The following is a 22,625-nucleotide window of genomic DNA, read 5'->3' as shown; positions in this document are numbered from 1 at the left end:
CCAATTTTTCATCAGGCGAGTGCTTCGGCGATCAGATCGTCCGCCGCTTCGGCGAGCAGCGCATCATGGGCCTCGCCCGGCACCGCCTCGCGTCCGATTTCCAGCATCACCGGCACGGCAAGCGGGGAAATATGGTCGAGGGCGCGGTGGGTGATGTGGCCCCTGATTCGTCTCAGCATATCGCCAAGACGGCCAATGTCCAAAAGTCCCGTCGCCGCATCCTGTCGCGTCGCCTGCAGGAGGATGTGATCTGGCTCGTGGCTGCGCAGCACGTCGTAGATCAGATCGGCGGAGACGGTGATCTGGCGGCCGCTCTTTTCCTTGCCCGGATGGCGGCGCTCGATCAAGCCTGCAATCACGGCGCAATTGCGGAAAGTGCGCTTCAACAGGAAGGATTCGTCCAGCCAGGCTTCGAGATCGTCGCCGAGCATGTCCTCGTCGAAGAGGTCGGAGAGGTTTAGCCGACCGTTGCGGATCATCAGGCCCATATCCTCGAGGCCCCAGATGGCCAGGGAATAATCAGTGGCGACGAAGCCGAGCGGCTTGCCGCCGATCCGCTCCAGCCTGCGAGTCAGCAGCATGCCGAGCGTCTGGTGGGCGAGACGGCCTTCGAAGGGATAGGCGACCATATAGCCGCGGCTGCCGCGCGGGAAGGTTTCGATCAGAAACTCGTCGCGCTTCGGCAGCATCGACTTGTCGTTCTGCAGCGACAGCCAATCTCGCACCTGATCCGGCAGGCGGCGCCAGCGATCGGGATCGGCGATCATCGCCCGCACCTGCTCGGCGAGATAAGTCGATAGCGGAAACTTGCCGCCATTATAGGAGGGGATCTTCGGATCGAGCGAGAAGGCCTGCGACGCCAAGCATTCGTTTTCGCGGATGCCTTCGAAGCGCAGCACCTTGCCGGAAAAGAGGAAAGTATCGCCGGGCGACAATTGCTCGAGGAAATATTCCTCGACCTTCCCCAACGTGGCGCCGCCGCGGCCGATCCTGCCGCCCTCGCCGCGCTTGACCATGCGGATATTCAGCATCGGGCTTTCGACGATGGTGCCGAGGTTGAGGCGATATTGCTGGGCGACCGCCGGATTGGAGACGCGCCAGCGGCCCTCCGCGGTCTTGCGGATGCGGGCATAACGCTCGTAGGTCCGGAGCGCATAACCGCCGGTCGCGACGAAATCGACGATACGCTCAAATATCTCCCAGTTCAGATCGGCATAGGGAGAGGCGCTGATGATTTCATCGTAGAGTTCCAGCATGTCGAAAGGCTCGGCGCAGGCCATGCCGAGCACATGCTGGGCGAGCACGTCGAGCGCGCCGCGGCCGACCGGCGGGGTGTCCTGCGCGCCGATATAATTGGCGTCGAGAGCTGCCTGGCATTCCATGACCTCGAAGCGGTTGGCCGGCACCAGGATCGCCTTCGACGGCTCGTCCATGCGGTGGTTGGCACGACCGATGCGCTGGGCAAGACGCGAGGCGCCCTTCGGCGCGCCGACATGGATGACGAGATCGACATCGCCCCAGTCGATGCCGAGATCGAGGGTGGAGGTGGCAACGACGGCGCGCAGCCGGTTTTCGGCCATCGCCGCCTCGACCTTGCGGCGCTGGGCGACATCGAGGGAGCCGTGATGAAGGGCGATCGGCAGGTTGTCGTCATTGATCGTCCAGAGTGCCTGGAAAAGCATTTCGGCCTGGCTGCGGGTGTTGACGAAGAGCAGCGTCGTGCGATGTTCGACAAGCTTGTTGTAGACATCCGGAATTGCATATCGGGCGGAATGGCCGGCCCAGGGAATGTGCTCTTCGGTCGACAGGATCGAGATATCGGGTTTGGCGCCGCCTTCGACGACGACGAGCCCGGCATGATGCTCCCGGCCCTCTTCCTGGCCAACCAGCCATTTCTGCAGATCCATGGGTTCGGCGACGGTGGCCGACAGGCCGATGGTCTGAAGACCGGGGGCAAGGCGGCGGAGACGCGCTAGGCCGAGCGAAAGCATATGGCCTCGCTTGGAGGTGACCAGCGAATGCAGCTCGTCGAGGACGACATATTTCAGGTCTTTGAAGAAACGCTCGGCTTCCCGGTTTGCCAGCAGCAGGGCGACCTGTTCCGGAGTCGTCAGCAGAATATCCGGCGGGTTGAGCTTCTGGCGCTGGCGCTTGGCATTCGGCGTGTCGCCGGTGCGGTTTTCTATCGTGACCGGCAGGCCCATCTCCTCGACCGGCTTCATCAGATTGCGCTCGATATCGATGGCAAGCGCCTTCAGCGGTGAGACATAGAGCGTATGGATGCCGGTGAAGGCGGAGCCGGGCGGGATCTTGCGGCGGCGGGTGAGATCGGTGAGCGAGGGCAGGAAACCGGCAAGCGTCTTGCCGGCGCCTGTGGGCGCAATCAGCAACGTGCTTTCGCCGGCCTCGGCGCGGGCGAGCAATTCCAGCTGATGGGCGCGCGGGCGCCAGCCCTTTTCCGCAAACCAGCGGGTAAAGGCAGCGGGAAGCAGGGCACGGGCTTCGGAATCGATCTGGTCCACGCCTGGAAGGTAGTGAAATGCGGGGGAAAAAGAAGAGCGATTGACAAAAGCAATAATCATGGATATTTTTTATCCATGAATTGAGGAGGCCAGGCGAATGAAGATGGGCGATGGGGTCGAGCAGGCTATTCACAGCGTTGCGATGCTTTCCGGCCTCTCCGAAGGCGGCGTGCTTTCGGCCGCCGCGCTGGCGGAATTCCACGGCGTCTCGACGAGTTATCTGCTGAAGCATCTGCAGGCGCTGTCGGGCGCCGGCATCCTCGATACCGTGCCGGGGCCGAAGGGCGGATATCGGCTGGCAAAAGCGCCGAAGGAGATTTCGTTGCTCGACATCGTGATCGCGGTCGAAGGACCGGCGCCCGCCTTCCGCTGCGCCGAAATCCGCCAGCGCGGACCGAACCCGGTCTCCGATCGCTTCTTTGCCTCGCCCTGCAACATCAGCGCCGCGATGCTCAGAGCCGAACGGGTCTATCGGGCCGAACTTGCCAAGACGAGCATTGCCGATCTCGGCATCGAGCTGAATGCTCTCGACGACGGATCGATCGCAGCTCGAGGCTGCGCTTTCCTTGAAATCCATGAACGCAAGACGGCTCGTTGAGCCACCAACAAAGGAGAAAGACTATGCAACCGCGTTTCAACTTCGCCAAAGCCGCTCCCGATGCCTACAAGGCTGTCGCCGCGCTCGAGCAATATGTCCAGTCCTCCGGCCTGGAGCGCCGCTTCATCCACCTGATCAAGCTGCGCGCTTCGCAGATCAATGGCTGCGCCTATTGCGTCGACATGCATGTGAAGGAAGCCCGCCATGATGGGCTCTCCGAACAATGGATCAACCTGATGTGCGTCTGGCGGGAATCCCCGGTCTATGACGCCCGCGAACGGGCGCTGCTCGGCTGGGTTGACGCAGTGACCAATATCGCCAAAACAGGCGCGCCTGATGCCGACTACGAGGCGCTGAAGGCACATTTCTCCGAGAAGGAGATGACTGAGATTACGGTGGCAATCGGCGCGATCAATATCTGGAACCGGCTTGCTGTCGGCTTCCGCTCGCAGCATCCGCTCGATGCGGTAACGAAGGCCGCGTGAGGCCAATGCCATGCGAGAGGTGAGCGGGGAACGAAGAGGTCGCGGCATATCTCTTCTCCCCTCGGGGAGAAGAGGGGATCGAGACGCTGCGGCATGTCCCTTCGCTCCGTTTACGGCGTACGAAGGACGGGACTGAGACGAGACCCGCGGCTCACCCCCGGCGGAGGTGTCGGCGTAGTGATTAATGGCATCCTGGCAACCGACCCGAAAATCTCGGGTCGGTCGAATATTGGGTCACTCATGATCCCTGTTGGCCCGTACGGCAACGGCGTCAAACCGATTGCCCGAGAGGTCGATGCTGTTGAATAGGTCGCGCACGACTTTCGCAATTTCTTCTGCGGAAGCACCCTTGGCATATTCTTCCTGCATACGGCGTCTCACAAGCTTTTCCAAATCTGACATAGCTCACCTCATCAAATCCGGCGCGAGAAGAATTTGGCGCCGAGACCGATCACAGGCAAGTTACGTTTTGTTTAGAATGGCTTACCGAATTGTAACGTTAGAGCCTTTCCTGCGGCACGCATCGTAGAGGCAGCGTGAGACGCAGTCCCCTCTCCCCGTAAAAGACGGGGAGAGGGGACGTGCCACGCGAGAGCGAGGTGGGAACGGAGAGGTTGCGGCATGCTTCCTTCTCCTCGCATGCTGGAGCAGGTGCTAGCAGGCTTTAGCTCTTCCGGCCACAAGCAATTGGCGATGACTTGCCATAGTGTGGCCTCACCCTAACCCAGTCGCGGCAAGAGGGACCTGGCCGGCTTCCCTTACAACGCGATGTAGCGGTCGGCGCGGTGATTGATGGCGACGAAGAGGTTTAGGACGACGGCGCCGAGCACTGAATAGAAGACAACAGGCGGCGTGGTGACGAAGAAGGCGGCGGCGAGCACGCACATGTCGATGGCGAGCTGGACGAGGCCGGCGCGGATGCCAAAACGCTCCTGCAGGTAGATGCCGAGAATGCCGACACCGCCGAGGCTGGCGCGGTGGCGATAGAGCGCCAGCAGGCCGAAGCCGAGCAGCAAGCCGCCGAGAAGGGCCGCCCAGGCCGGATGAATGCTCGAAATGGAGAAGAAGCGCGACTGTACATCGGCAAGCACCGAGGTCAGGCCGATGGCGATGAAGGTCTTGATGGTGAAGGTCACGCCGAGGCGCTTCCAGGAGAGATAGAAGAACGGCAGGTTGAGCAGGAAGAAGGCAAGCCCGAAATTGACGCCGAAGGCATAATGCAGGAGGAAGGCCACGCCGGCCGTGCTGCCGGTGAGAAGGCCGGCGCTGGCGAGCACGTAGAGGCCGAGAGCGGCGACTAGACTGCCGGAGAATATGCCCTGCACGTCTTCGATCGGCGTATGGCGCGTCGCGGTCGTATTCCAGAAGCCAAGGGCATTGATGAGCTGTGTCATGTCGCCAGTCTCCACGGCAGTCGAGTTGAAGAACGCGCTTGGGAAGGCCCGAGCGCGACGGAATTTGGGATCATGAAAGGAGCCCGAGCGCCTCGGCGTAATATTGCCGAGCACTCTGCCGATGCGGTGCAGTATCGGGTTTTTCGGTCGTTCGATCAAGCGAAATAGGTAAGCAATGCTGACCTATAAAAACATCGCAAGAAATGTTCGCTCACGCGAGCTTGCGCGCAAGGAAAAGAATGCCGAAAACTGGTTTTCCGCCATCTTTGCGAATGACCGATTTGACAATCTTCAGGATTTGGAAGCCGTGACCGGCAAGAAGCATCCTGACATAGCTTTCCGAATGGGCATAACGCAGCGACGGAGCGAGATGGAAGCCCTCGCCGTCACCGGCATCCTCGACGGAAAAGGCAATATCGGCGCCTGGTGCAGCGAGGTCTCCGACGATGGCAAAGACGCTCTCGAGATTGCCGAGATACATCAGCACATCGGCTGCCGTCACCAGGTCGGCGCGATGGCGCGCGGCATCCACGAAGAGGCCGGAAAGATCGGGCGCGAGCGAGAGATCGGCCTGGGCGAGACTGTCATAGACCTGTTTCTCGCCGGCCTTCGCCAGCATGTTCTGCGAGAGATCGAAGCCTTCGAGGCGACCGGCACGGCTACGGATTTCAGGGCCAAGCAGGCCGGTGCCGCAGCCGAGATCGACGGCGAACTCGTAGTGCCTGCCGGTGGAGGCGATGAGCGCCGCCAGTTTCTGCGGGACGCTGTAGTCGAGTTTTTCCACAAGTGCCGATTCGAAACGGTCGGCATAGTCGTCGAAGAGGCGCTCGACATAGCGGCTCGGCGGCCGGTCAGGCACCACACCGTCGCCGAGAAGGGCGAGCTTGAGGGCGGCGCCGAAAATATCATCGGGACCGAGAGCAAGCGTCCTGCGATAGGCCTCGATCGCGGCTTCGTCCCTGCCCGCCTTTTCCAGATAGGTGGCGAGGCGATACCAGCCGGCGGCCCAGGCAGGCACGAGTTCGAGGGCCTGTTCCATCAGCTCGGCAGCCGCTTCCGGCTCGCCGCCTTCCTCGAGCATCCTGGCGTAGTCGGCGCGGCGGTCGGCAATGACGTCGCCGGAGGAAAGTTGGTGGGGCTGCATGAATTGACCTATGGGTTCGCCCGCATTTGGCGGCGGCCACAAAAAAACTCAAGTCCTATTTCAGAGGCGAAGCGGCCCAGCCATAAAAGGGGGCGAAGCAGCCAAGCCCGCAAGGGGCTTAGCGGCCAATTCCGGAAAGGGCTTGCGGGCGTCGCGCCGCGACCCTATTCCAAGGGCAAACAGGAGATGGTTTATGTCCGATCAGGCGAACAGGTTCCTCGGCGATTCAATCGGCCGCACATTGATAAAGCTTATCGTGGTGTCGCTGATCGTCGGTTTCGTCATGACCGTCTTCGGCCTGACGCCGTGGGGCATCATCTACGGCATACGCGATTTCATCCTGGAGATCTGGTATCGGGGCTTCTCGGCCCTCGGGCGCGTCGGCGACTATCTCATCCTCGGCGCGACGATCGTTATCCCGCTCTTCATCATCCTTCGTCTTTTCAGCTACCGCCGGTAACATGACATCCATCGATCTTTCCAGACGCAGCCTGTTGCGCCTTTCCGGACTTGCGCTCGCCGCCGGCATCGCCGGCTGCACCACGACCCCGCGAATCGCTGGGACGCCTTCCGACGGCGAGGACGAGACGCCGAGCGTGCTGCCGCTCGTCAACCAGCTCAGGGCCAAAAACGGCCTGCCGCCGCTTACCGTCGATCCTGCGGCGAGCACTGCAGCCTTGTTCCAGGCGAAACGCATGGCGAGCGCCGGCAAGATGGCGCATCTGATGGGCATGACCGACAGCTTCGGTGCGCGCGTCAAGGCGAGCGGCGTGCGGCTGCCGGCGGCTGAGAATATCGCCGCCGGCCAGCAAAGCGTCGATGCCGTGGTGACGGCCTGGATCAACTCGCCGCATCACCTGGAAAACATGCTCGGTCGTTATGACGGTCTTGGCGTTGCCGTCGCCCATAATACATCTTCCAGGAACCTGCCCTATTGGGCCATGGTGCTTTCCAGCTGAGGTGATTCCGCCTGCAGCAGTTCAAGTGATGCAGCGTCTGTTGCGCGTCTGAAACGACGCGTGGCGCTGCCGCGACGAGGCCGGCATGGATACACGCAGCAATCACAACGCGCTTGCGTTCGACGTGACGCACCGGCTGGTGCTGTCGATCGCCATTCCGATGACGCTGGGGTTCATGACGACGCCGCTGCTCGGGCTGACGAACACCGCCGTCGTCGGCCGCATGGGCAATGCGGAGGCGCTGGCAGGGCTGGCGATCGGCGCGATGCTCTTCGATCTGATCCTCGGCAGCTTCAACTTCCTGCGCGCGTCGACGACCGGGCTGACGGCGCAGGCCTATGGCCGGCGCGACCAGCACGAGCAGCAGGCGGTGTTCTCCCGGGCGATGATTTCGGCGCTCGGCTGCGGACTGGCGCTGCTCGGTCTTTCGCCGCTGCTGATGGCGGCGGGGTTGAGGCTGATGGGGGCGGAAGGCGCGATCGCCGAGGCGACCAGCACCTATTTTTCGATCCGCATGCTGGCAGCACCGGCGGCGCTGGCGAATTATGCCATCCTGGGGTTCGTGCTCGGGCGCGGACAGGGCAATATCGGACTGCTGCTGCAGGCTGTTATCAACGGCATCAACATCCTGCTTTCCATCTATCTTGGCCTGACGCTCGACTGGGGCGTGGCGGGGGTTGCCTGGGGCACGATGGCCGGCGAAACGGTCGGCGCGCTCGCCGGGCTAGCCATTGTGCTGCGAGGCTTCGGCAAGGCAGCGCGGCCGGCATGGGCGGAGATCTTTTCCCGGCACCGGCTGGCCGAGCTTTTCGCGCTCAACCGCGACATCCTGATCCGCACCTTCGTGCTGATCGGCGCCTTCACCATCATGACGCGGATCGGCACCAGCTTCGGCGCGGTGACGCTTGCCGCCAATGCCGTGGTGATGAATTTCTTTCTGCTGTCGGGCTATTATCTCGACGGGCTTGCCAATGCCGCCGAACAGATCATCGGCCGGGCGATCGGCGCGCATTACCGGCCGGCCTTCGACCGTGGGCTGAAGCTCACGATCTTGTGGTCCTTCGGGCTGGCGGCTGTTGGCTCCGCCTTCTTCTTCCTCGCCGGTCCCTGGCTGATCTCGGTGCTGACGACCTCACCGGAGGTGCGGCAGGCGGCTGAAATCTATCTGCCCTGGGCGGCGGTGACGGGACTGACCGGAGCGCTCGCCTTCCTGATGGACGGGGTCTTCATCGGCGCCACGTGGTCGGTCGACATGCGCAACCGGATGCTGATCTCTTTTGCCGGCTATCTCGTGATGCTCGCGGTCTTCGTGCCGCTCTTCGGCAACCACGGCCTGTGGCTGGCGATGAACGCCTTCCTGCTCTTCCGCGGGTTCTTCCTGGCGACGCTGGTGAAGCGGCGGGCCGATCAGACCTTTCGCGCCGCCCAATAATCCAGCCGGGTGTCGCGCAAGTCGCGGATCGAGGCGGCCTTCTCGCGGTCCAGGAGTTTCGAGAGGCCGCGGACGATATCGCCGGCCAAGCCGGGGCCTTCATACACCATGCAGGAGTAGAGCTGGACCAGATCGGCACCCGCCCTGATCTTCTCGACCGCGGTTTCGGCCGAGGAGACGCCGCCGACGCCGATGATCGGCAGATCAGGGCCGACACGCTTGCGCATCCTGGCGAGCACCGCCGTCGACTTTTCGAACAGCGGTACGCCGGAAAGGCCGCCCGCCTCCTTCGCCTGGCGCTGATCCTTGAGGCCGTCGCGCGACAGCGTGGTGTTGGAAACGATCAGGCCATCCAGCGCATGCGAGAGCGCCTCGGCAGCGATATCGTCCATACCTTCCTCGGTCAGATCAGGGGCGATCTTCAGAAAGACCGGGATCTTCCGGCCGGAAGTCGCTGCCATCTCGTCGCGCGCCGCAAGCACTGATGATAACAGCACCGCCAGGCTTTCGCGCCCCTGCAGGTCGCGCAGGCCGGGCGTGTTCGGCGATGAGATGTTGGCGGTGAAATAGCGCGCGACGGAATAAAAACGGCGGATGCCGGCGACATAGTCGGCGATGCGGTCCTCGCTATCCTTGTTGGCGCCGATATTGACGCCGATCATGCCACCGCCCCCTAGCGCGGCGAGGCGCCCGAAGGCGGCATCATGGCCTTCATTGTTGAAGCCGAGACGGTTGATGACGCCTTCATCCTCCACCAGGCGGAAGATGCGCGGCCGCGAATTGCCGGATTGCGGCTTCGGCGTCACCGTGCCGATCTCGGTAAAGCCGAAACCGAGCTTCAACAGCGCCTCCGGCACTTCGGCATTCTTGTCGTAGCCGGCGGCCATGCCGAGCGGATTTTCGAAGGTAAGGCCAGCAACGGTCTGGCGCAGGCGCGGATCGGGCGTCAGCTGGCAAGCGGGCACGAGGCCGGATTTCAAGGCGGCGATCGACATGCCGTGCGCCGTTTCCGGATCGAACAGGAAGAGACCCTTGCGGGCGAGACGCTTGAGGGGATCGATCATGACTGCAGCTCCGGAAAGACATGGGCGCCAGCTTCGTCGAGCGGCAGCGGCGCCTCCCAGAGCACGGCGGCCAGCGGCAGATCGGCGTAGAGATGCGGGAAGAGATCGCCGCCGCGCGAGGGTTCGAAGACCAGCTTGTCACCGAGGCCGCTGCCATCGACGGCAATCAGCAGCAGGCCGGACTGGCCAGCAAAATGCAAGGCGGCAGTTTGCTTCACCTGCTCCGCTGTCGAGAAATGGATGAAGCCATCCTTGAGATCAATGCCGGCGCCATGAAAAGTGCCGGTTTGTCTGGCTTGCTGCCAGAGCGTTTCCGTCACGATCTTGTAAAGGGTCGGTGTCAGGGTCATCATGGCCTCACGATAGGCTGTTCCTTGGTCACGAGGGCTTTGCAGGAAAGAGGCGGCGATGTCCACGCCCCGGCGCCGAAAAACGGGACCGCCACTGGCAAAATCCGGAGGATAAGAAGATGAAGGCATTCGTTATCACGCTTGGCGTTTTTCTGATGCCATTGGCGGCCGCGGCCGTCGAAACCGATGCGGGCCGCTTCCAGCTGGAGAAGAGCGGTGACCATTTCGTCCGGCTCGATCGGCAGACCGGGGCCATGTCGATCTGCCAGGACAAGGACGGCGCCCTCGTCTGCCGGATGGCCGCCGACGAGCGGGCGGCCTATGAGGACGAACTCGACCGGCTGTCAAAGCGGGTGACGGCACTCGAACAGGGCGGTGTGATCCAGCGTGCGCTGCCGAGCGATGCCGAGGTCGACCGTTCGATCAGCATCATGGAGCGGATGATGAAGAGTTTCATGGGGATGGTGAAGGAGTTCCAGGCCGAGGAAAACACCAATCCCCTTCCGCAGAAGACCTGATCTGATATAGTCGGTATGAGCAAGCCGGCATGCAACGCGGAGGGATGGCGTCGCATGCAAGGCATGATCGGGCTCTTGGGAGGGAGTTTTCGATGCAGGAACACACCATCATCATTGCGGACGATCACCCGCTTTTCCGTGACGCGCTGCGCCAGGCGGTGATCGGCATGGAAGGCCGGCAATCGATCGTCGAGGCCGGCGATTTCGCCGCCGCGCGCCGGGCCGCCGGCGCCCATGCGGATGCCGACCTGATGCTACTCGACCTCGCCATGCCCGGGGTCAGCGGCTTTTCCGGCCTGATGGCGCTGCGCTCCGAATTCGCCAGCCTGCCGATCGTCATCGTGTCGGCGACCGACGACGCGACGACCATCCGCCGGGCGCTGGAACTCGGTGCTTCTGGCTTCATTTCGAAATCCTCCGGCATCGACGACATCCGCCGCAGCATCCAGACGGTGCTTGCCGGCGACATTGCCACGCCCGAGAGCTATCGCGACGGCCAAGAGCAAGATCCCGATGTCGCCGACCTGATCCACCGCCTGCATACGCTGACGCCGCAGCAGAGCCGGGTGCTGACCATGCTCGGCGAAGGGCTGCTGAACAAGCAGATCGCCTACGAACTCGGCGTCTCCGAGGCGACCATCAAGGCGCATGTCTCGGCGATCCTGTTGAAACTCGATGTCGACAGCCGGACGCAGGCGGTCATCCAGCTCGGCAAGATCAATATGGCGATGGTCGCCTGAGCGATACATTTCCCTTTGGAAACAGGATTTTATTCCTCTTTCATCTTTACTCAGGCGGCACGGTCGATTAATATTCCGCCGGGTTGAAGCGCGGCGTTGAATGAGCCGCGACGGAATCGCGCATGCTGTCACACAACCAGATCTGGGAAGCGCTCGACAGGCTTGCCGAACGGCACGAGCTGACGCCATCCGGACTTGCGCGGCGCGCGGGGCTCGACCCGACCTCCTTCAACAAATCGAAACGCCTTTCCGCCGATGGACGGCTGCGCTGGCCCTCGACGGAATCGATCGCCAAGGTGCTCGACGCCACAGGCGCGAGCATGGAGCAGTTTCTGGCCTTCATGCGGCCGGACGGTGCTTTCGGACGGCAGGAAGGCGCATTTCCCCAGCGAGGCAACTCCATTCCGCTGCTCGGCTTCGCTCAAGCCGGCGCCGGCGGCTTCTTCGACGATGGCGGCTTTCCAGCCGGCCAGGGCTGGGACGTGGTGGAATTTCCGGCAGCCCCGGCACGGAAGGCCGGTGTCTATGCGCTGGAGGTGCAGGGCGAAAGCATGATGCCGCTCTACCGCGACGGCGACGTGCTGATCGTCGAACCGGGGGCACAGGTGCGCCGCAACGACCGCGTCGTCGTGCGCACAAACGAGGGCGAGGTGATGGCCAAGGTGCTGCTGCGCCAGAGCCCGCGGTCGATCGAGTTGATGTCGCTCAATCCCGAACATCCCAACCGCACCTTCGAGCTTTCCGACGTCGACTGGATCGCCCGCATCATCTGGGCCAGTCAATAGGAAGATATTCCATGCGCCCTGCCGCCTTCATCACAGGTATCACCGGGATGCTAGTGGTGGTCGGCCTGCTGATGGCGGGCGAAGCAAGGCTTGGCGGCGGCACTGCCGGCGACGCAAGGGCGTCCGCAGAGGCGACCGCGACCGCACCGGCGGATGCGGCCCCCGAAGCCGGCGAACCCGCGGCGATGTCGGACGAGCGTGCCGAAATGATTGCTCGCTCAGCAGAACCGGCCGCCCCACCCGCTTCGAGACCAAGCGAAAGCGCGGCAGCCAAATCCGCCGATGTCACTCAGCAAGCGCAGACCGCCACCCAGCAAGCGGCAAGTCCTGCCGCGAAAAAGGCGATGGAGCTGGCGCGGCCGGCGGTCGACAATGCAGGCATGCTTTCCTTTGGCGAGCGCAGGCTTCAGCTTGCCGGCATCGTGCCGACGCCGGTCGATAGGATATGCGGACCGGTGGGCCGGCAGTGGCCCTGCGGCATGATGGCGAAAACGGCGCTGCGCCTGCTGTTGCGCAATCGCAGCGTCACCTGCGATCTCGACACCGTGGAATGGAAGGAAACACTAACGGCTGCCTGCCGGCTCGGCGCAGAGGATCTCGGCGCATGGCTCGCCGAAAACGGCTGGGCGGAAGCCGCAGTGGGTTCGCCGCTTGCGGCTGCCGCCGAAAAGGCCAGGCAGGCAGGAAAAGGCCTTTACGGCGACGATCCACACCGCAAATAAACCGGCAGCCTTGGCAAGCGTTCGGACAGCCCGGATCGGGCCGATCCCTTGTAATGGCTGTCGCCAGTTCCTAATCTGGGCTGATCGAAAAAGGAATCAGAGATGAACAAGCCGCTTTCTGCTCATGACGCGCTGATCTACGTGATGGTGATGGCATCCGCCGTCGACAGCACGATGAACGACAGGGAGTTGGAGAGGATCGGCCAACTGATCGGATTCCTGCCTGTTTTCCAGGATTTCGATGACGACAAGCTAATTGCGGTGGCGCGCGACTGCGCCGCGCTGCTCGCCGGGCCGGAAGGTCTCGACGTCGTGCTCGAAACCGTGCGCGACACGCTGCCCGCGAAACTCTACGACACGGCCTATGCGCTGGCCGTCGAGGTGGCCTCGGCCGATCTCTCGGTGAAGGCGGAGGAATTGCGGCTGCTTAGCCTGCTGCGCGACCGGCTCGGTCTCGACAAGCTCACCTGCGCGGCGATCGAGCGCAGTGCGATTGCGCGCTTCCGCAAGGGCTGAAGGCGAGCAATTTAGACTGCGGCTTCAATAGAGCCCGTAGGGAAAGTAGCGCAGATAGATTTCCTGGAGACGGCCGTTGCGCGACAGCGTGGCGAGCGCGTGATCGATGGCGGATGTCAGCACGCTGTCCTTCTGCCGCAGCATGATCGTCATGCCCTCGCCGAGGAAATGCTCGGAGAGATAAGGGCCGTCGAACAGCGCGCAGCATTTGGCTGAGGCCGGCGAAGAGACCCAGAAGGAAAGCTGCAGCGCATCGGCAAAGGCGGCATCGACCTTGCGGTCCTTGAGCGCCGCCAGCAGGGCGTCCTTCGTATCGAACGGCTCGGCCTTGAGCGTCGGGAAAAAGGCCGCCAGCATCGCCTCATGCACCGTCCCCCTGACGACGCCGACCGGATGGCTGGAAAGCGCGGCAGCGGTCTTTCCGTCGAGCGGCACGGCGAGATTGCGCACGAAGCGCGCCGGCAACATCAGATAAGGCCTGGAGAAGACGAATTGCCGCCGCAACTCCGGGGTCACGGCAAGACCGGCGATGATGGCATCGCCCTGTGAGGCGGCGAGCGCATCCTTGAGGTCGGCAAAGGGGAGCGCCTGGATCTGGCACTTGTCTGAAATCTCCAACTCGCTGCAGATTTCGCGGGCGAGGTCGACATTGAAGCCGGAGAGCTTGCCGTTCTGATCGGTGAAATTGAAGGGCGGGAAATCGACCGAGGTCAGGAAGCGCAATCGCACCAGCGAGGAGAGATCGGGCCTGGCAAGACGTTCGCGTGCATCGAAGAGCAGCGGCAGCGAGGGCGCCGCCTGCTGGGCCAATGCGGCAAAACTTGAAAAAAGCGGGCCGAGAAACAGCCCCAGCGCGAAAAAACCCTTCAGAGTCAGGGATGCCAGCTTTGATTGCATCATCGTGATTGTGGTCTCTGGGTTAAGCGCGAAGCATTGCGGCGTCGGCGAGATTATCAGAGTCATGCGTGGTGGGGAATATGCGTGGGAGGAGGGGGAGCGGATGGGGGTTGCCATGCATAGGAAGCCTTCATGCGCCATCCCCGCCCAGGAGTCGACGAGAGCAGCCCCTCATCCGGCTGCCGCCACCTTCTCCCCGCGGGCGGGGAGAAGGGACAAGCCGCAACCTCTCCGTCCCCCGCAGGCCTTTCGCATGGCACGTCCCCTCTCCCCGTCAGAACGCTAGGGCATATACATAAGTGGGTGCGACGGATTGACTCGGTTTGCGGGGGTCGGATTCCTTTACTGCGGGCTGTATGATTGTTTTGGCGACGTTTTGATTTGGGAGCGTCGCCGATGGATGTAGGGCATGATTTTTCGTTGGGCCGGTTTGGAGATCGTCGTCTCGATAAAGGGGGGCGGTGCTGCTCCGTCGCATTGTGCTGCGCGAGACGGTTTGCCTTCGCCAGTTGGCCGAGGGCAACCATTCGCAGGAGATCCGGTTCGGGCGTTTTCTCAACAACAGTGCGGTGAGCGTGGAAGAGATCATTGCCGGCTGGAGCCAGGAGACCCGGTCTGCGGTTGAGGGTCGCCACGTGCTGGCGCTGCAGGACACCAGCGAGATCAAGTTTGCGACGACGCCGGACAGCCGGCGGGAATTGGGCAAGATCAAAAAAGGCAATTGCTTTGGCCTTTTGCTGCATCCGATGCTGGCGCTCGATGCCGACACCGGCAGCTGCCTTGGCCTGGTGGGCGGCCGGGTCTGGACGCGGGGTAGCGAAGAGCTTACGCCGCATGCCGAGCGGCCGTTGAACGAAAAGGAATCGCGGCGCTGGGTGGAGACGGCAGAGGCGGCCAAACTGGTGCTTTCGCGTGCGGCCCGGGTCACGGCGATCGCCGACCGGGAGGGTGACTTCTTCATCATGTGGGCGCGCCTGCCCGATCGGCGCTTCGATCTTTTGTCGCGCGTCATGCATGACCATGCGCTCATCGACGGTTCCAAACTGCGCCGCGCGGTCGAAACGGTGGCGTTTTGCGATACTCAGACGATTGATCTGCGCGAGCGCGCCGACCGTCCGGCGCGGCAGGCGACGGTGTGCCTGCGCTTCGGCGAAGCGACGATCCGGCGGCCGCAAAACCTGCGCGAGGTAAGCCTGCCCGATGGCGTCAGGCTGAGCTGGGTCGAGATCGTTGAACCGGCCGCCCCCGACGGTGTCGAGCCCTTGCACTGGCTGCTCCTGACCACCCATTGGCTCAGCAGCCCGGCCGATGCCTGGCAGATCGTCGCCTGGTACAAGCAGCGCTGGATGATCGAGCAGTTCTTTCGGGTGATGAAGAACCAAGGCTTCAAGATCGAGGACAGCCAGTTGCATCTGGCGGCACGGCTGGAAAAGCTCGTCGCCATCGCCGCCAAGGCCGCAGCAATCGTCCTCCAGCTCGTCCAAGCCCGCAGCGGCGGCGATCACCAGCCGGCAAGCCTGACCTTCACGGCAGCCGAGATCGATACCCTCGCCGCCCTCGAAAGCCGTTTCAAGGGCACAACCAAGCTGCAGTCCAATCCCCACTCTAAGGCCTCGCTGGCTTGGGCCGCCTGGATCATCGCCAAGCTCGGCGGCTGGAACGGCTACGCCTCGGCCAAGCCGCCGGGCCCAATCACCTTCTTCAACGGCCTCAAATACTTTCGAGCCGTCGCCGATGGATGGGCTTTGCGAGATATGTATATGCCCTAGCGTCAGAACGGGGAGAGGGTTAGGGTCATATGCGCTAGGTTAGGCGGGCGCGGAGATAATCGCATTGTTTTCGGCGTCGTCGCGGCGGCTCGCAGAGGTGGCGACGACTTCGCGTGAGGAGATTACGGACGGCCTGCCACAGAAGTGGTCCGCGGATGGCGGCGCAAATGGTGGCCAAGGCTAACTTCATGAGACGCCAGCGCGAAGGACTTGCCAATGGGGGGCTAGCCGGTGGGGTTGCCGCATCCAGAGGGGGGAGAGTCCGGGACTTGCCCGGCAATCTGTTCGGCGATGATGGCAACGATCAGCCTGGCGTAGAGCCATGCCTGGGCCAGTTCCGGCTTCTTGGCCGGCAAGCTGTCGAGGCCGGCCAGGCTCTTGAACCGTTTGAACGCCAGCTCGATTTGCCAGCGGAAGCGATAGAGGGTGAGGATATCGGCCGGCGGGAAGGTGGTGGCCGGCAGCGAAGTCAGCAGCAGAATGTACTTCGCTGCCTCGAGACTGCGCGGATCGGGTTGTTTGCCGTGCTTGCGGGCGGCTTTGAGCAGACGCTCCTGCTCGGCTTGGGCCTGTTGCGGATCCTTGCGCCGGACAATGAGGCGCAGGACCAGCGGCGGCGTTGGCGGCGTCCCCGTTATGCCTTCGTGGACACGAACCTGCACCTCGCCTTCCTGCTCTTGCTGAGCGGCGAGCGCGGCAAACAGATCGAAGGGCTCGCCATTCGTCTGCAACAGGCGCAACGAGTTCCAGCCGGTCCGCACGATGAAGTCTGCACCGGCATCGATCACCGGCCGCAGGTCGCGCGGTCTTGCATAGTAGCGATCGGCCAGCACGATATCGCCGGCTGCATAGGTAAGGCGCTGAAGGTTCTCGGCACCATGGATGTCGGTCAATTCAAGCTGATCGACCTGAGCCGTTGCCAAGTCGTAGCCGACATGCAGCCGCCATGTCGTGCGGTCAGCACCCGGATGGCAGATCGACGTTCCATCGAGCACACGCAAGCGATAGCCCGCAAAGCGCCCCGCCGGCACTTTGGCCTGTTCGGCAATCAGCGCGGCGACGATGTCGCCAAGCCAAGGCGCCGCTTTGCACAGCCGCTCGAGCAGCGATGGGTCTGACAAGCGGGCAATCCCGCCCGCTTCGGCCCATGCACAGGTCTCGCGCAGCGACATGCCAAGGCCGCCATAGGCAAGTGCCAGCCGCAACAGCGTCTCGGCATTCTTGATTTCGCGGACCCGCGTAAAAGCACCGCGCAACCGCGCCGTTGCTTCCAGGTCAAAACCCGCCGGAAGCCGCGCGCGCACTTCCGGCCAATGATCCAAAATCTCAGGACGAATCTTCATCCAAAGCTTGAATCACAACCAGATTCCTTATGTCCAGCGCTAAACCTAGCGCATATGAGGGTTAGGGTGAGGGGCAGCCATCAACGCACATCGGACACAACGCGCTGGACGACAAGTCAGCCCCTAAAAATCACAGTCATCCGCCGCCTTCTGTTAGCGCGGAATTAAAGAATATCGCCTTTATTTGTTGCGACGACATCGGACTCCGCCAGCCGATCGCATGATGCAAGCGTCAGCCCAAACCTAATCCCTAAACCGCGATATTGAAGCAGCGTTTTTTCTGCAACAATTGATTTCACATCACCGGGCGCGCGAGCACGCCCAGCCAATCGGGTGACATTTCCATGCTGAAGCATCTGAAAATCCGGACAAAAATCATATCGGTCGTGGCGCTCATGGGGCTGATCACGATGGCCGGGCTGGTCTACGTCATCGCCGAGTTCCGCCATGCGGACGCCGCCTACAGCGCCTTCATCGATCATGAAGCGCAGGCCTCGATGCTGAGCGCGCGCGCCAGCGCATCGGCGGTGGCCTCGGTGCTGCAGGTAAGCCTGCTTGCCGACATAAAGCCCGATACGCCGGAATTCCAGACGGCGCTCGCCACACCGAGCAAGCTGCCGCAGGCGCGAGACCGCATGAAGCAGGCGCTGGCGCTGGTGCCCAGCCGCAAGCCGGCGATCGATGAAATCCAGGCGGGCATCGATGAGATCGAAACGCTGGCGACCAAGATCATCGAACAGAGCAAAGCCAAGGACGGCGCCGGCGCCCAGGCGAATGTTGCCCTGATCAACGCCAAGCTCAATGCGCTGACGCCGAAGATGATCGCCAACAATGATGCGATGATGGCGATGCTCACCGATGGCGGCGACGCGCTCTCGGCTTCCGTCAACGAACGGATCGTCTTCTGTCTCGTTCTGATCGGCATCGCGGTTCTCGCCGCCGTCGGCTTCAGCGTGGTCGTGGCCCAGATGGGCATCGCCGGTCCGATGACGCAGCTGCGTCAGCGCATGACCCGGCTCGCCGAGGGCGATACCACAAGCGATGTCAGCGGCCTCGACCGCGGCGACGAAGTCGGCCAGATGGCGAAGGCCGTTTCGGTCTTCCGCGACAACGCGATCGAGCGCGCCCGGATCGAGGCACGCGCCGAAACAGACCGCGACGTCAGCGATAGCGAGCGCCGCGACCGCGAGGCGCAGAAGGCCCGCGAAGCAGCCGAACTCGACCGCGCCGTCACCGCCCTCGGCGACGGCCTGCGCCGCCTTGCCGACGGCGATCTCGCCTCGCATATCGCCGAACCCTTCGTCGCCCATCTCGATGCGCTGCGTGAGGATTTCAACAACTCAGTCGAGAAGCTCAACGAAACCCTGCATACGGTCGGCGCCAATGCCCGGGCGATCGGCGCCGGCGCCAATGAAATCCGCTCTTCCGCAGACCAGCTTTCCCAGCGGACGGAACAGCAATCGGCCTCCGTCGAAGAGACGGCAGCGGCGCTGGAGGAGATCACCACGACGGTGCGCGACGCCGCCAAGCGGGCCGAAGAGGCGAGCCAGCTCGTCGCCCGTACCCGCCTCGGCGCCGAGAAATCGGGCGAGGTCGTCCGCAAGGCCGTTTCCGCCATGCAGCAGATCGAGAAGTCCTCTGGCGAAATCTCCAACATCATCGGCGTCATCGACGACATCGCCTTCCAGACCAACCTGCTCGCTCTGAACGCAGGCGTCGAAGCCGCCCGCGCCGGCGATGCCGGCAAGGGCTTTGCGGTCGTCGCCCAGGAAGTGCGCGAGCTCGCCCAGCGCTCGGCGAAGGCCGCCAAGGAAATCAAGGCGCTGATCAGCACCTCCGGCACGCATGTGCAGACCGGCGTTTCGCTGGTCGGCGAGACCGGCAAGGCGCTCGACGCGATCGTCCAGGAGGTGCAGGAGATCAACCAGCACGTCCACGCGATCGCCGAGGCCTCCCGCGAACAATCGATCGGACTGCAGGAAATCAACACCGCGGTTAACACCATGGACCAGGGCACGCAGCAGAATGCGGCGATGGTCGAGGAATCCACCGCCGCCAGCCACAATCTGGCCACGGAAGCGGCAGCGCTCAACAACCTGCTCGGCCAGTTCAGGCTGACCGGCACCGGCGGCTTCACCACGAGTGTGCCAATCGCCACAGCAGCACCACGCGCTGCCGCCCGCCCGGCAGCCAGGGCAGCTCCGATCCGTGTCGCCCGCGAAGGTGCCGCCCGACCGGCCGCCTCACCGGCCCGTGCTCTCGGCCAGAAAATCGCCAACGCCTTCGGCGCCGGCGGCAGCAAGTCGCCGAGCCAGGATCCCGACTGGACGGAATTCTGAGCCGATAGAGGCATGAGGCGCGGTTGTCCGGTTCGCGGCGATGGCTCACCAGCCTGCGAGAGGTCGGCAAGGAATGGAGAGCTCGCGGCGTACCCTCTTCTCCCCTCGGGGAGAAGGTGCCGGCAGGCGGATGAGGGGGCCACACGGCACATCCTTCACGTAGAATCTATTCCGGTACTCCGGCGGCAACGCCAGTTCCCAGCGCCCTGAATACGGTCAGACGAGGTCATCGCGGCCGAAACCTGCATGGGCTTTGTTGAAAAGACCGGCTTCGCCGGCCCCCTCATCCGCCCTACGGGCACCTTCTCCCCGCTGGGGAGAAGAGGGAATCGAGACGTTGCGGCATACCCCTTCGCCCCGTTACTCTGAAGGACGGGTTGATACTCATGGTTCGGCCCCGGACGGCAGCGGCCGCTCTTTCCTTTTGGGGTGTCGTCTAACCCGGCCGCCAGCCGATTTCGACGAGGATGTTTCCTGGCGCCGTGCAATAAAACAGCCAGCCGCCGCGCATGGCGGCCGGCGGACCAGACAGGGTCGCACCGGCAGCCGCAAGCCCGGCATGGACCGCATCGACATCCGCCCTTTCGGGCAGAATGAAGCCGATGTGATAGGTCCGGCGCCCGATCTCCACCTGATTGGCGGTGCCGAATTTTGCGATTGCGTGGCTGAGGACGATTTCGAGGCCGGCATCGTCTTCGAGGATCGCGAGACCGTTCCGGCCGCGCATATCCTTAAGTCTCAGGCCGAAATGGCGGATGAAGAAATCCGCGGTGGCAGCGATGTCGGGTACGTGGAAATCGAGGTGGTTCAAGCGCATGACAGTCTCCGTTCGAAAAAATCCCGGGACTGCCTTTTGCCGTCTCCGCACGCCGCCGGGATCCCGCATCTTGATGCGGATCACGTCGCGGGTTCTCGTGCCATGGCACGGAGCAGAGCTTCCGTGAGAGCGCGCTTGACGCTCCAATGGAAGGGACCGGGCTTACCTCAACCGATCCTGCCTTTTTCGACGATGCCGATCTAGCAGACGGCACCGGTTTCGGCAATGGATGCGTCGGCGCGACTGGTGGAACGGGATTTTCACCCTAATATCAGCAGGTGGATGTCGTCCCGCCAGCCGCTCGATCGCGGCATCCCCGGCAACGCTTCCCGAAGGATTGAAGCGCGGCATGGGCATTCGTGTCGTGAACTCTATCCGGCGAGGTGTAGAGTGATATTATCCACGGCATTGGGAGGGATGGACATGAAAGCTGCAATCATCGGCCTCGTCGGCACGCTCGCTCTCGCGGGCTGCAACACCGTCAGCTACGGCGGACCGGGCCTCGAACCCATCCCCGGCAGCATTACCTATAGCGGCCAACCGCGCACCAAACTCACCAAATCCCCGCCCGGCTCGGCCTTCCCGCATGATTTCATCGACCAATATGGCCGAGAGGTGGAGGAAACCTACATCATTCAGCCCGACAGGAGCCTGATCATCGCGCATCGGCAATATAAGCCGATCCGGTTCTTCGGGGATTAGGCCTGGTCGGCGTGGTTTGCGGGAGATGGAGCGGTGACGGGACCCCGACAGCACCTGGATGACGATCCGCCTGAAACTTGTTAGATCAACTCGTCCGGGCCAGCCAATCACCGATCGTTTTTCCGTAACGCCGCGTGGAGCGGATGGCCGGAGCCGGCCGCTGTTGGGTTGCCGCCGTCCTTCGGATCTCACGCGGGCTCAGTCCGAATTCGTGGATGAAGGCGCGCGTAAAATTGGCGGCGACCTCGAAACCGGCGGCTTCTGCGATTTCCGCAATCGGCCTGTGGTCGGCCGAATTGCTGAGATCGGCATAGGCCTGCAGCAATCGCCGCTTGCGAATATAATTGAGCACGCCTCCGCTCGCCTCAAACAGCTGGTAAAGCCGCGTCCGCGAAATCCCCAACGCGCGGCACATCATGTCCGGCGTCAAGTTTTCCGAATGGAGATTGACGTGAACGTAGCGGTGCGCCCGCTCCATCAGTCCCATGTTGGTCTGGTTTTGACCGGTATCAGTCCTTGTGGACGATGCGGCGCCCGCAACGACCATATCGCCGATGGTTTGGATGATCCGGGGCACTTCCTCTATCGTCAGATTGCCGAGGTTCGTTTCGAGGCCCGTGAGATAACCCGTGAGCAACTCGGCGTGGCTACCCGAAAGAACCGTGTTGCCGGCGCTCTGGAGAAGGCTCGCATCGCGAGCCAGCAGCTCATACGGCAGGAACACGAGCAAAGCTTCGGTATCGGTCATCCGTCCGCGATAGGGGCTGCCGACAGATATGAAAAGTATCTCGCCGGCACCGGTCTCGGTGACACGACGGTTGACCTCGGTCCAGGCTTGGCCGCTGAGCTGCAGGCCGACGTTCCAGTGGTCGATGGGGCTCGATCGAAGCATGGCCTGATCGCGGACATATCTGTGGGCCTGCGCGCGTTGCTGGACGATGAGGATATCGCCGAGGTGCCAGCCGATCTGCTCCGCGAGGAACCCGTCTTCCGGTGATTTTCCCTCCGGCAGATGAACATCCACGAGCGGCGCCATATGTGCCCGCCAGGCCTGGAATTGTTCTGCCGGTGGCAGGTCCTGCGTCGAGAATCGCAGCGGCTCAAGTGCAGGGGAGGCATGGGGTGGGCGTTCCTTGCGTAAGGCCGGTTCACGCGGCCAGCGCCGCCGCTCCATATGCGCCGGCCGTTCCTGTTCCGCGGCAGCATCATCGTCGGAATCAGACCCTGTAGTCATCCAATTCCTCCAGCGCATAACCCGACCGAGCCATGGAAATTGAGAAAAGCAATTGTTTTTGCGGCTGAAATCTCCGCAGAACTCCGTCTGAAAAAGCGGAAGTGCCCGAAGAGTCACCTGCATGAGTTGCTTATCATATTCCTTTTCGCTCCGAAATGTACGGAGCGATAATTTCCAGGACGCGAAGATAACGACAACTGCCTTTCTTAGCTGTATCTAAATAAACATCGGTTCGTTCCAAAAGAAAAACCGGACGAACAAAATATTCGCATGAATTAACGACTTAATTTCGCGG

At 62.6% G+C, this 22,625-nt stretch carries 23 protein-coding genes; 13 read left to right on the top strand and 10 right to left on the bottom strand.

Annotated elements, in window-relative coordinates:
- Positions 1-11: 11 nt before the first annotated feature.
- Positions 12-2,522, bottom strand: a complete 2,511-nt coding sequence (locus N1937_RS01110) for a ligase-associated DNA damage response DEXH box helicase (RefSeq protein WP_260059038.1) — start codon at positions 2,520-2,522, stop codon at positions 12-14.
- Positions 2,523-2,619: 97 nt separating this feature from the next.
- Here N1937_RS01110 and N1937_RS01105 point away from each other — a divergent pair, with 97 nt between their 5' ends.
- Both N1937_RS01105 and N1937_RS01100 read left to right on the top strand, forming a co-directional pair.
- Entirely contained in the window at positions 2,620-3,120 is a 501-nt protein-coding gene (locus N1937_RS01105) for an RrF2 family transcriptional regulator (protein ID WP_260057242.1), read from the top strand.
- A gap of 23 nt (positions 3,121-3,143) precedes the next feature.
- Positions 3,144-3,605: a carboxymuconolactone decarboxylase family protein gene (locus N1937_RS01100; RefSeq protein ID WP_017966904.1), complete on the top strand. Its 462-nt coding sequence runs from the start codon at positions 3,144-3,146 to the stop codon at positions 3,603-3,605.
- A 234-nt stretch (positions 3,606-3,839) separates the two neighbouring features.
- Here N1937_RS01100 and N1937_RS01095 read toward each other — a convergent pair whose 3' ends face one another.
- From N1937_RS01095 to N1937_RS01085, 3 genes are all read right to left on the bottom strand, one after another.
- Positions 3,840-4,007 carry a hypothetical protein gene (locus N1937_RS01095; protein ID WP_260059102.1) on the bottom strand — a complete coding sequence of 56 codons (168 nt, stop codon included), beginning with the start codon at positions 4,005-4,007 and terminating at the stop codon, positions 3,840-3,842.
- Between the two features lie 356 nt (positions 4,008-4,363).
- Positions 4,364-4,999 carry a YitT family protein gene (locus tag N1937_RS01090; RefSeq protein WP_260057241.1) on the bottom strand — a complete coding sequence of 212 codons (636 nt, stop codon included), beginning with the start codon at positions 4,997-4,999 and terminating at the stop codon, positions 4,364-4,366.
- A 211-nt stretch (positions 5,000-5,210) separates the two neighbouring features.
- Positions 5,211-6,143, bottom strand: coding sequence for a class I SAM-dependent DNA methyltransferase (locus N1937_RS01085; protein ID WP_260057240.1), 933 nt, complete (start codon positions 6,141-6,143; stop codon positions 5,211-5,213).
- A gap of 193 nt (positions 6,144-6,336) precedes the next feature.
- On the opposite strand from N1937_RS01085, the gene N1937_RS01080 reads away from it, so the two are divergent.
- The 3 genes from N1937_RS01080 (at position 6,337) to N1937_RS01070 (ending at position 8,534) form a co-directional block, all read left to right on the top strand.
- Positions 6,337-6,603 (top strand): DUF6460 domain-containing protein, encoded by a 267-nt coding sequence (locus N1937_RS01080; protein WP_026154422.1) that lies wholly within the window; start codon positions 6,337-6,339, stop codon positions 6,601-6,603.
- Between the two features lies 1 nt (position 6,604).
- Positions 6,605-7,102, top strand: a complete 498-nt coding sequence (locus N1937_RS01075; protein ID WP_260057239.1) for a CAP domain-containing protein — start codon at positions 6,605-6,607, stop codon at positions 7,100-7,102.
- 85 nt (positions 7,103-7,187) lie between these two features.
- On the top strand, positions 7,188-8,534 hold the full coding sequence (locus N1937_RS01070; protein WP_222296414.1) for an MATE family efflux transporter: 1,347 nt from the start codon (positions 7,188-7,190) through the stop codon (positions 8,532-8,534).
- Here N1937_RS01070 and N1937_RS01065 read toward each other — a convergent pair.
- Both N1937_RS01065 and N1937_RS01060 read right to left on the bottom strand, forming a co-directional pair.
- Positions 8,510-9,598: a quinone-dependent dihydroorotate dehydrogenase gene (locus N1937_RS01065; RefSeq protein WP_260057238.1), complete on the bottom strand. Its 1,089-nt coding sequence runs from the start codon at positions 9,596-9,598 to the stop codon at positions 8,510-8,512. The two genes, N1937_RS01070 and N1937_RS01065, sit on opposite strands and share 25 nt — an antisense overlap.
- A complete protein-coding gene (locus N1937_RS01060; protein WP_222296416.1) occupies positions 9,595-9,948 on the bottom strand; it encodes a DUF952 domain-containing protein in 354 nt (117 codons plus the stop codon). Before N1937_RS01060 ends, N1937_RS01065 begins: the two co-directional genes overlap by 4 nt.
- 119 nt (positions 9,949-10,067) lie before the next feature.
- On the opposite strand from N1937_RS01060, the gene N1937_RS01055 reads away from it, so the two are divergent.
- From N1937_RS01055 to N1937_RS01035, 5 genes are all read left to right on the top strand, one after another.
- Complete coding sequence (locus N1937_RS01055; protein ID WP_017966895.1) at positions 10,068-10,466, top strand: hypothetical protein; 399 nt, start codon at positions 10,068-10,070, stop codon at positions 10,464-10,466.
- A 92-nt stretch (positions 10,467-10,558) separates the two neighbouring features.
- The gene (locus N1937_RS01050) at positions 10,559-11,206 is read left to right on the top strand and encodes a response regulator (protein ID WP_018072437.1); all 648 of its coding nucleotides are present in this window, start codon (positions 10,559-10,561) and stop codon (positions 11,204-11,206) included.
- Between the two features lie 122 nt (positions 11,207-11,328).
- On the top strand, positions 11,329-11,991 hold the full coding sequence (locus N1937_RS01045) for a S24 family peptidase (RefSeq protein WP_170279293.1): 663 nt from the start codon (positions 11,329-11,331) through the stop codon (positions 11,989-11,991).
- 11 nt (positions 11,992-12,002) lie between these two features.
- A complete protein-coding gene (locus tag N1937_RS01040; RefSeq protein WP_260057237.1) occupies positions 12,003-12,713 on the top strand; it encodes a thermonuclease family protein in 711 nt (236 codons plus the stop codon).
- 102 nt (positions 12,714-12,815) lie between these two features.
- Positions 12,816-13,229, top strand: a complete 414-nt coding sequence (locus N1937_RS01035) for a tellurite resistance TerB family protein (protein WP_222296420.1) — start codon at positions 12,816-12,818, stop codon at positions 13,227-13,229.
- Positions 13,230-13,253: 24 nt separating this feature from the next.
- Here N1937_RS01035 and N1937_RS01030 read toward each other — a convergent pair whose 3' ends face one another.
- Positions 13,254-14,129 carry a transporter substrate-binding domain-containing protein gene (locus N1937_RS01030; RefSeq protein ID WP_170256369.1) on the bottom strand — a complete coding sequence of 292 codons (876 nt, stop codon included), beginning with the start codon at positions 14,127-14,129 and terminating at the stop codon, positions 13,254-13,256.
- Between the two features lie 458 nt (positions 14,130-14,587).
- Between N1937_RS01030 and N1937_RS01025 the strand changes: the two genes are divergently transcribed.
- Positions 14,588-15,895, top strand: a complete 1,308-nt coding sequence (locus tag N1937_RS01025; RefSeq protein ID WP_260057236.1) for an IS4 family transposase — start codon at positions 14,588-14,590, stop codon at positions 15,893-15,895.
- A gap of 224 nt (positions 15,896-16,119) precedes the next feature.
- Here the strand turns inward: N1937_RS01025 and N1937_RS01020 are convergent, their stop codons facing one another.
- Complete coding sequence (locus N1937_RS01020) at positions 16,120-17,238, bottom strand: IS4 family transposase (RefSeq protein WP_260057235.1); 1,119 nt, start codon at positions 17,236-17,238, stop codon at positions 16,120-16,122.
- 344 nt (positions 17,239-17,582) lie between these two features.
- Between N1937_RS01020 and N1937_RS01015 the strand changes: the two genes are divergently transcribed.
- A complete protein-coding gene (locus N1937_RS01015; protein WP_260057234.1) occupies positions 17,583-19,577 on the top strand; it encodes a methyl-accepting chemotaxis protein in 1,995 nt (664 codons plus the stop codon).
- Between the two features lie 436 nt (positions 19,578-20,013).
- On the opposite strand, the gene N1937_RS01010 is transcribed toward N1937_RS01015, so the two are convergent.
- On the bottom strand, positions 20,014-20,394 hold the full coding sequence (locus N1937_RS01010) for a VOC family protein (protein WP_260057233.1): 381 nt from the start codon (positions 20,392-20,394) through the stop codon (positions 20,014-20,016).
- Between the two features lie 423 nt (positions 20,395-20,817).
- On the opposite strand from N1937_RS01010, the gene N1937_RS01005 reads away from it, so the two are divergent.
- Positions 20,818-21,096, top strand: a complete 279-nt coding sequence (locus N1937_RS01005) for a hypothetical protein (protein ID WP_260057232.1) — start codon at positions 20,818-20,820, stop codon at positions 21,094-21,096.
- A gap of 85 nt (positions 21,097-21,181) precedes the next feature.
- Here the strand turns inward: N1937_RS01005 and N1937_RS01000 are convergent, their stop codons facing one another.
- Entirely contained in the window at positions 21,182-22,330 is a 1,149-nt protein-coding gene (locus N1937_RS01000) for a helix-turn-helix domain-containing protein (RefSeq protein ID WP_260057231.1), read from the bottom strand.
- Between the last annotated feature and the right edge of the window lie 295 nt (positions 22,331-22,625).

Source organism: Rhizobium sp. WSM4643, assembly GCF_025152745.1.
Taxonomy (GTDB): Bacteria; Pseudomonadota; Alphaproteobacteria; order Rhizobiales; family Rhizobiaceae; genus Rhizobium; species Rhizobium leguminosarum_I.
This window is presented reverse-complemented; position numbering and strand designations above follow the sequence as displayed.

Coding starts and splice junctions, on each gene's coding strand:
- N1937_RS01090 (WP_260057241.1), bottom strand. CDS start 4,999: ATGACACAGCTCATCAATGCCCTTGGCTTCTGGAATACGACCGCGACG.
- N1937_RS01060 (WP_222296416.1), bottom strand. CDS start 9,948: ATGACCCTGACACCGACCCTTTACAAGATCGTGACGGAAACGCTCTGG.
- N1937_RS01095 (WP_260059102.1), bottom strand. CDS start 4,007: ATGTCAGATTTGGAAAAGCTTGTGAGACGCCGTATGCAGGAAGAATAT.
- N1937_RS01030 (WP_170256369.1), bottom strand. CDS start 14,129: ATGATGCAATCAAAGCTGGCATCCCTGACTCTGAAGGGTTTTTTCGCG.
- N1937_RS01065 (WP_260057238.1), bottom strand. CDS start 9,598: ATGATCGATCCCCTCAAGCGTCTCGCCCGCAAGGGTCTCTTCCTGTTC.
- N1937_RS01050 (WP_018072437.1), top strand. CDS start 10,559: ATGCAGGAACACACCATCATCATTGCGGACGATCACCCGCTTTTCCGT.
- N1937_RS01070 (WP_222296414.1), top strand. CDS start 7,188: ATGGATACACGCAGCAATCACAACGCGCTTGCGTTCGACGTGACGCAC.
- N1937_RS01080 (WP_026154422.1), top strand. CDS start 6,337: ATGTCCGATCAGGCGAACAGGTTCCTCGGCGATTCAATCGGCCGCACA.
- N1937_RS01045 (WP_170279293.1), top strand. CDS start 11,329: ATGCTGTCACACAACCAGATCTGGGAAGCGCTCGACAGGCTTGCCGAA.
- N1937_RS01040 (WP_260057237.1), top strand. CDS start 12,003: ATGCGCCCTGCCGCCTTCATCACAGGTATCACCGGGATGCTAGTGGTG.
- N1937_RS01100 (WP_017966904.1), top strand. CDS start 3,144: ATGCAACCGCGTTTCAACTTCGCCAAAGCCGCTCCCGATGCCTACAAG.
- N1937_RS01010 (WP_260057233.1), bottom strand. CDS start 20,394: ATGCGCTTGAACCACCTCGATTTCCACGTACCCGACATCGCTGCCACC.
- N1937_RS01085 (WP_260057240.1), bottom strand. CDS start 6,143: ATGCAGCCCCACCAACTTTCCTCCGGCGACGTCATTGCCGACCGCCGC.
- N1937_RS01035 (WP_222296420.1), top strand. CDS start 12,816: ATGAACAAGCCGCTTTCTGCTCATGACGCGCTGATCTACGTGATGGTG.
- N1937_RS01020 (WP_260057235.1), bottom strand. CDS start 17,238: ATGAAGATTCGTCCTGAGATTTTGGATCATTGGCCGGAAGTGCGCGCG.
- N1937_RS01075 (WP_260057239.1), top strand. CDS start 6,605: ATGACATCCATCGATCTTTCCAGACGCAGCCTGTTGCGCCTTTCCGGA.
- N1937_RS01015 (WP_260057234.1), top strand. CDS start 17,583: ATGCTGAAGCATCTGAAAATCCGGACAAAAATCATATCGGTCGTGGCG.
- N1937_RS01000 (WP_260057231.1), bottom strand. CDS start 22,330: ATGACTACAGGGTCTGATTCCGACGATGATGCTGCCGCGGAACAGGAA.
- N1937_RS01055 (WP_017966895.1), top strand. CDS start 10,068: ATGAAGGCATTCGTTATCACGCTTGGCGTTTTTCTGATGCCATTGGCG.
- N1937_RS01105 (WP_260057242.1), top strand. CDS start 2,620: ATGAAGATGGGCGATGGGGTCGAGCAGGCTATTCACAGCGTTGCGATG.
- N1937_RS01005 (WP_260057232.1), top strand. CDS start 20,818: ATGAAAGCTGCAATCATCGGCCTCGTCGGCACGCTCGCTCTCGCGGGC.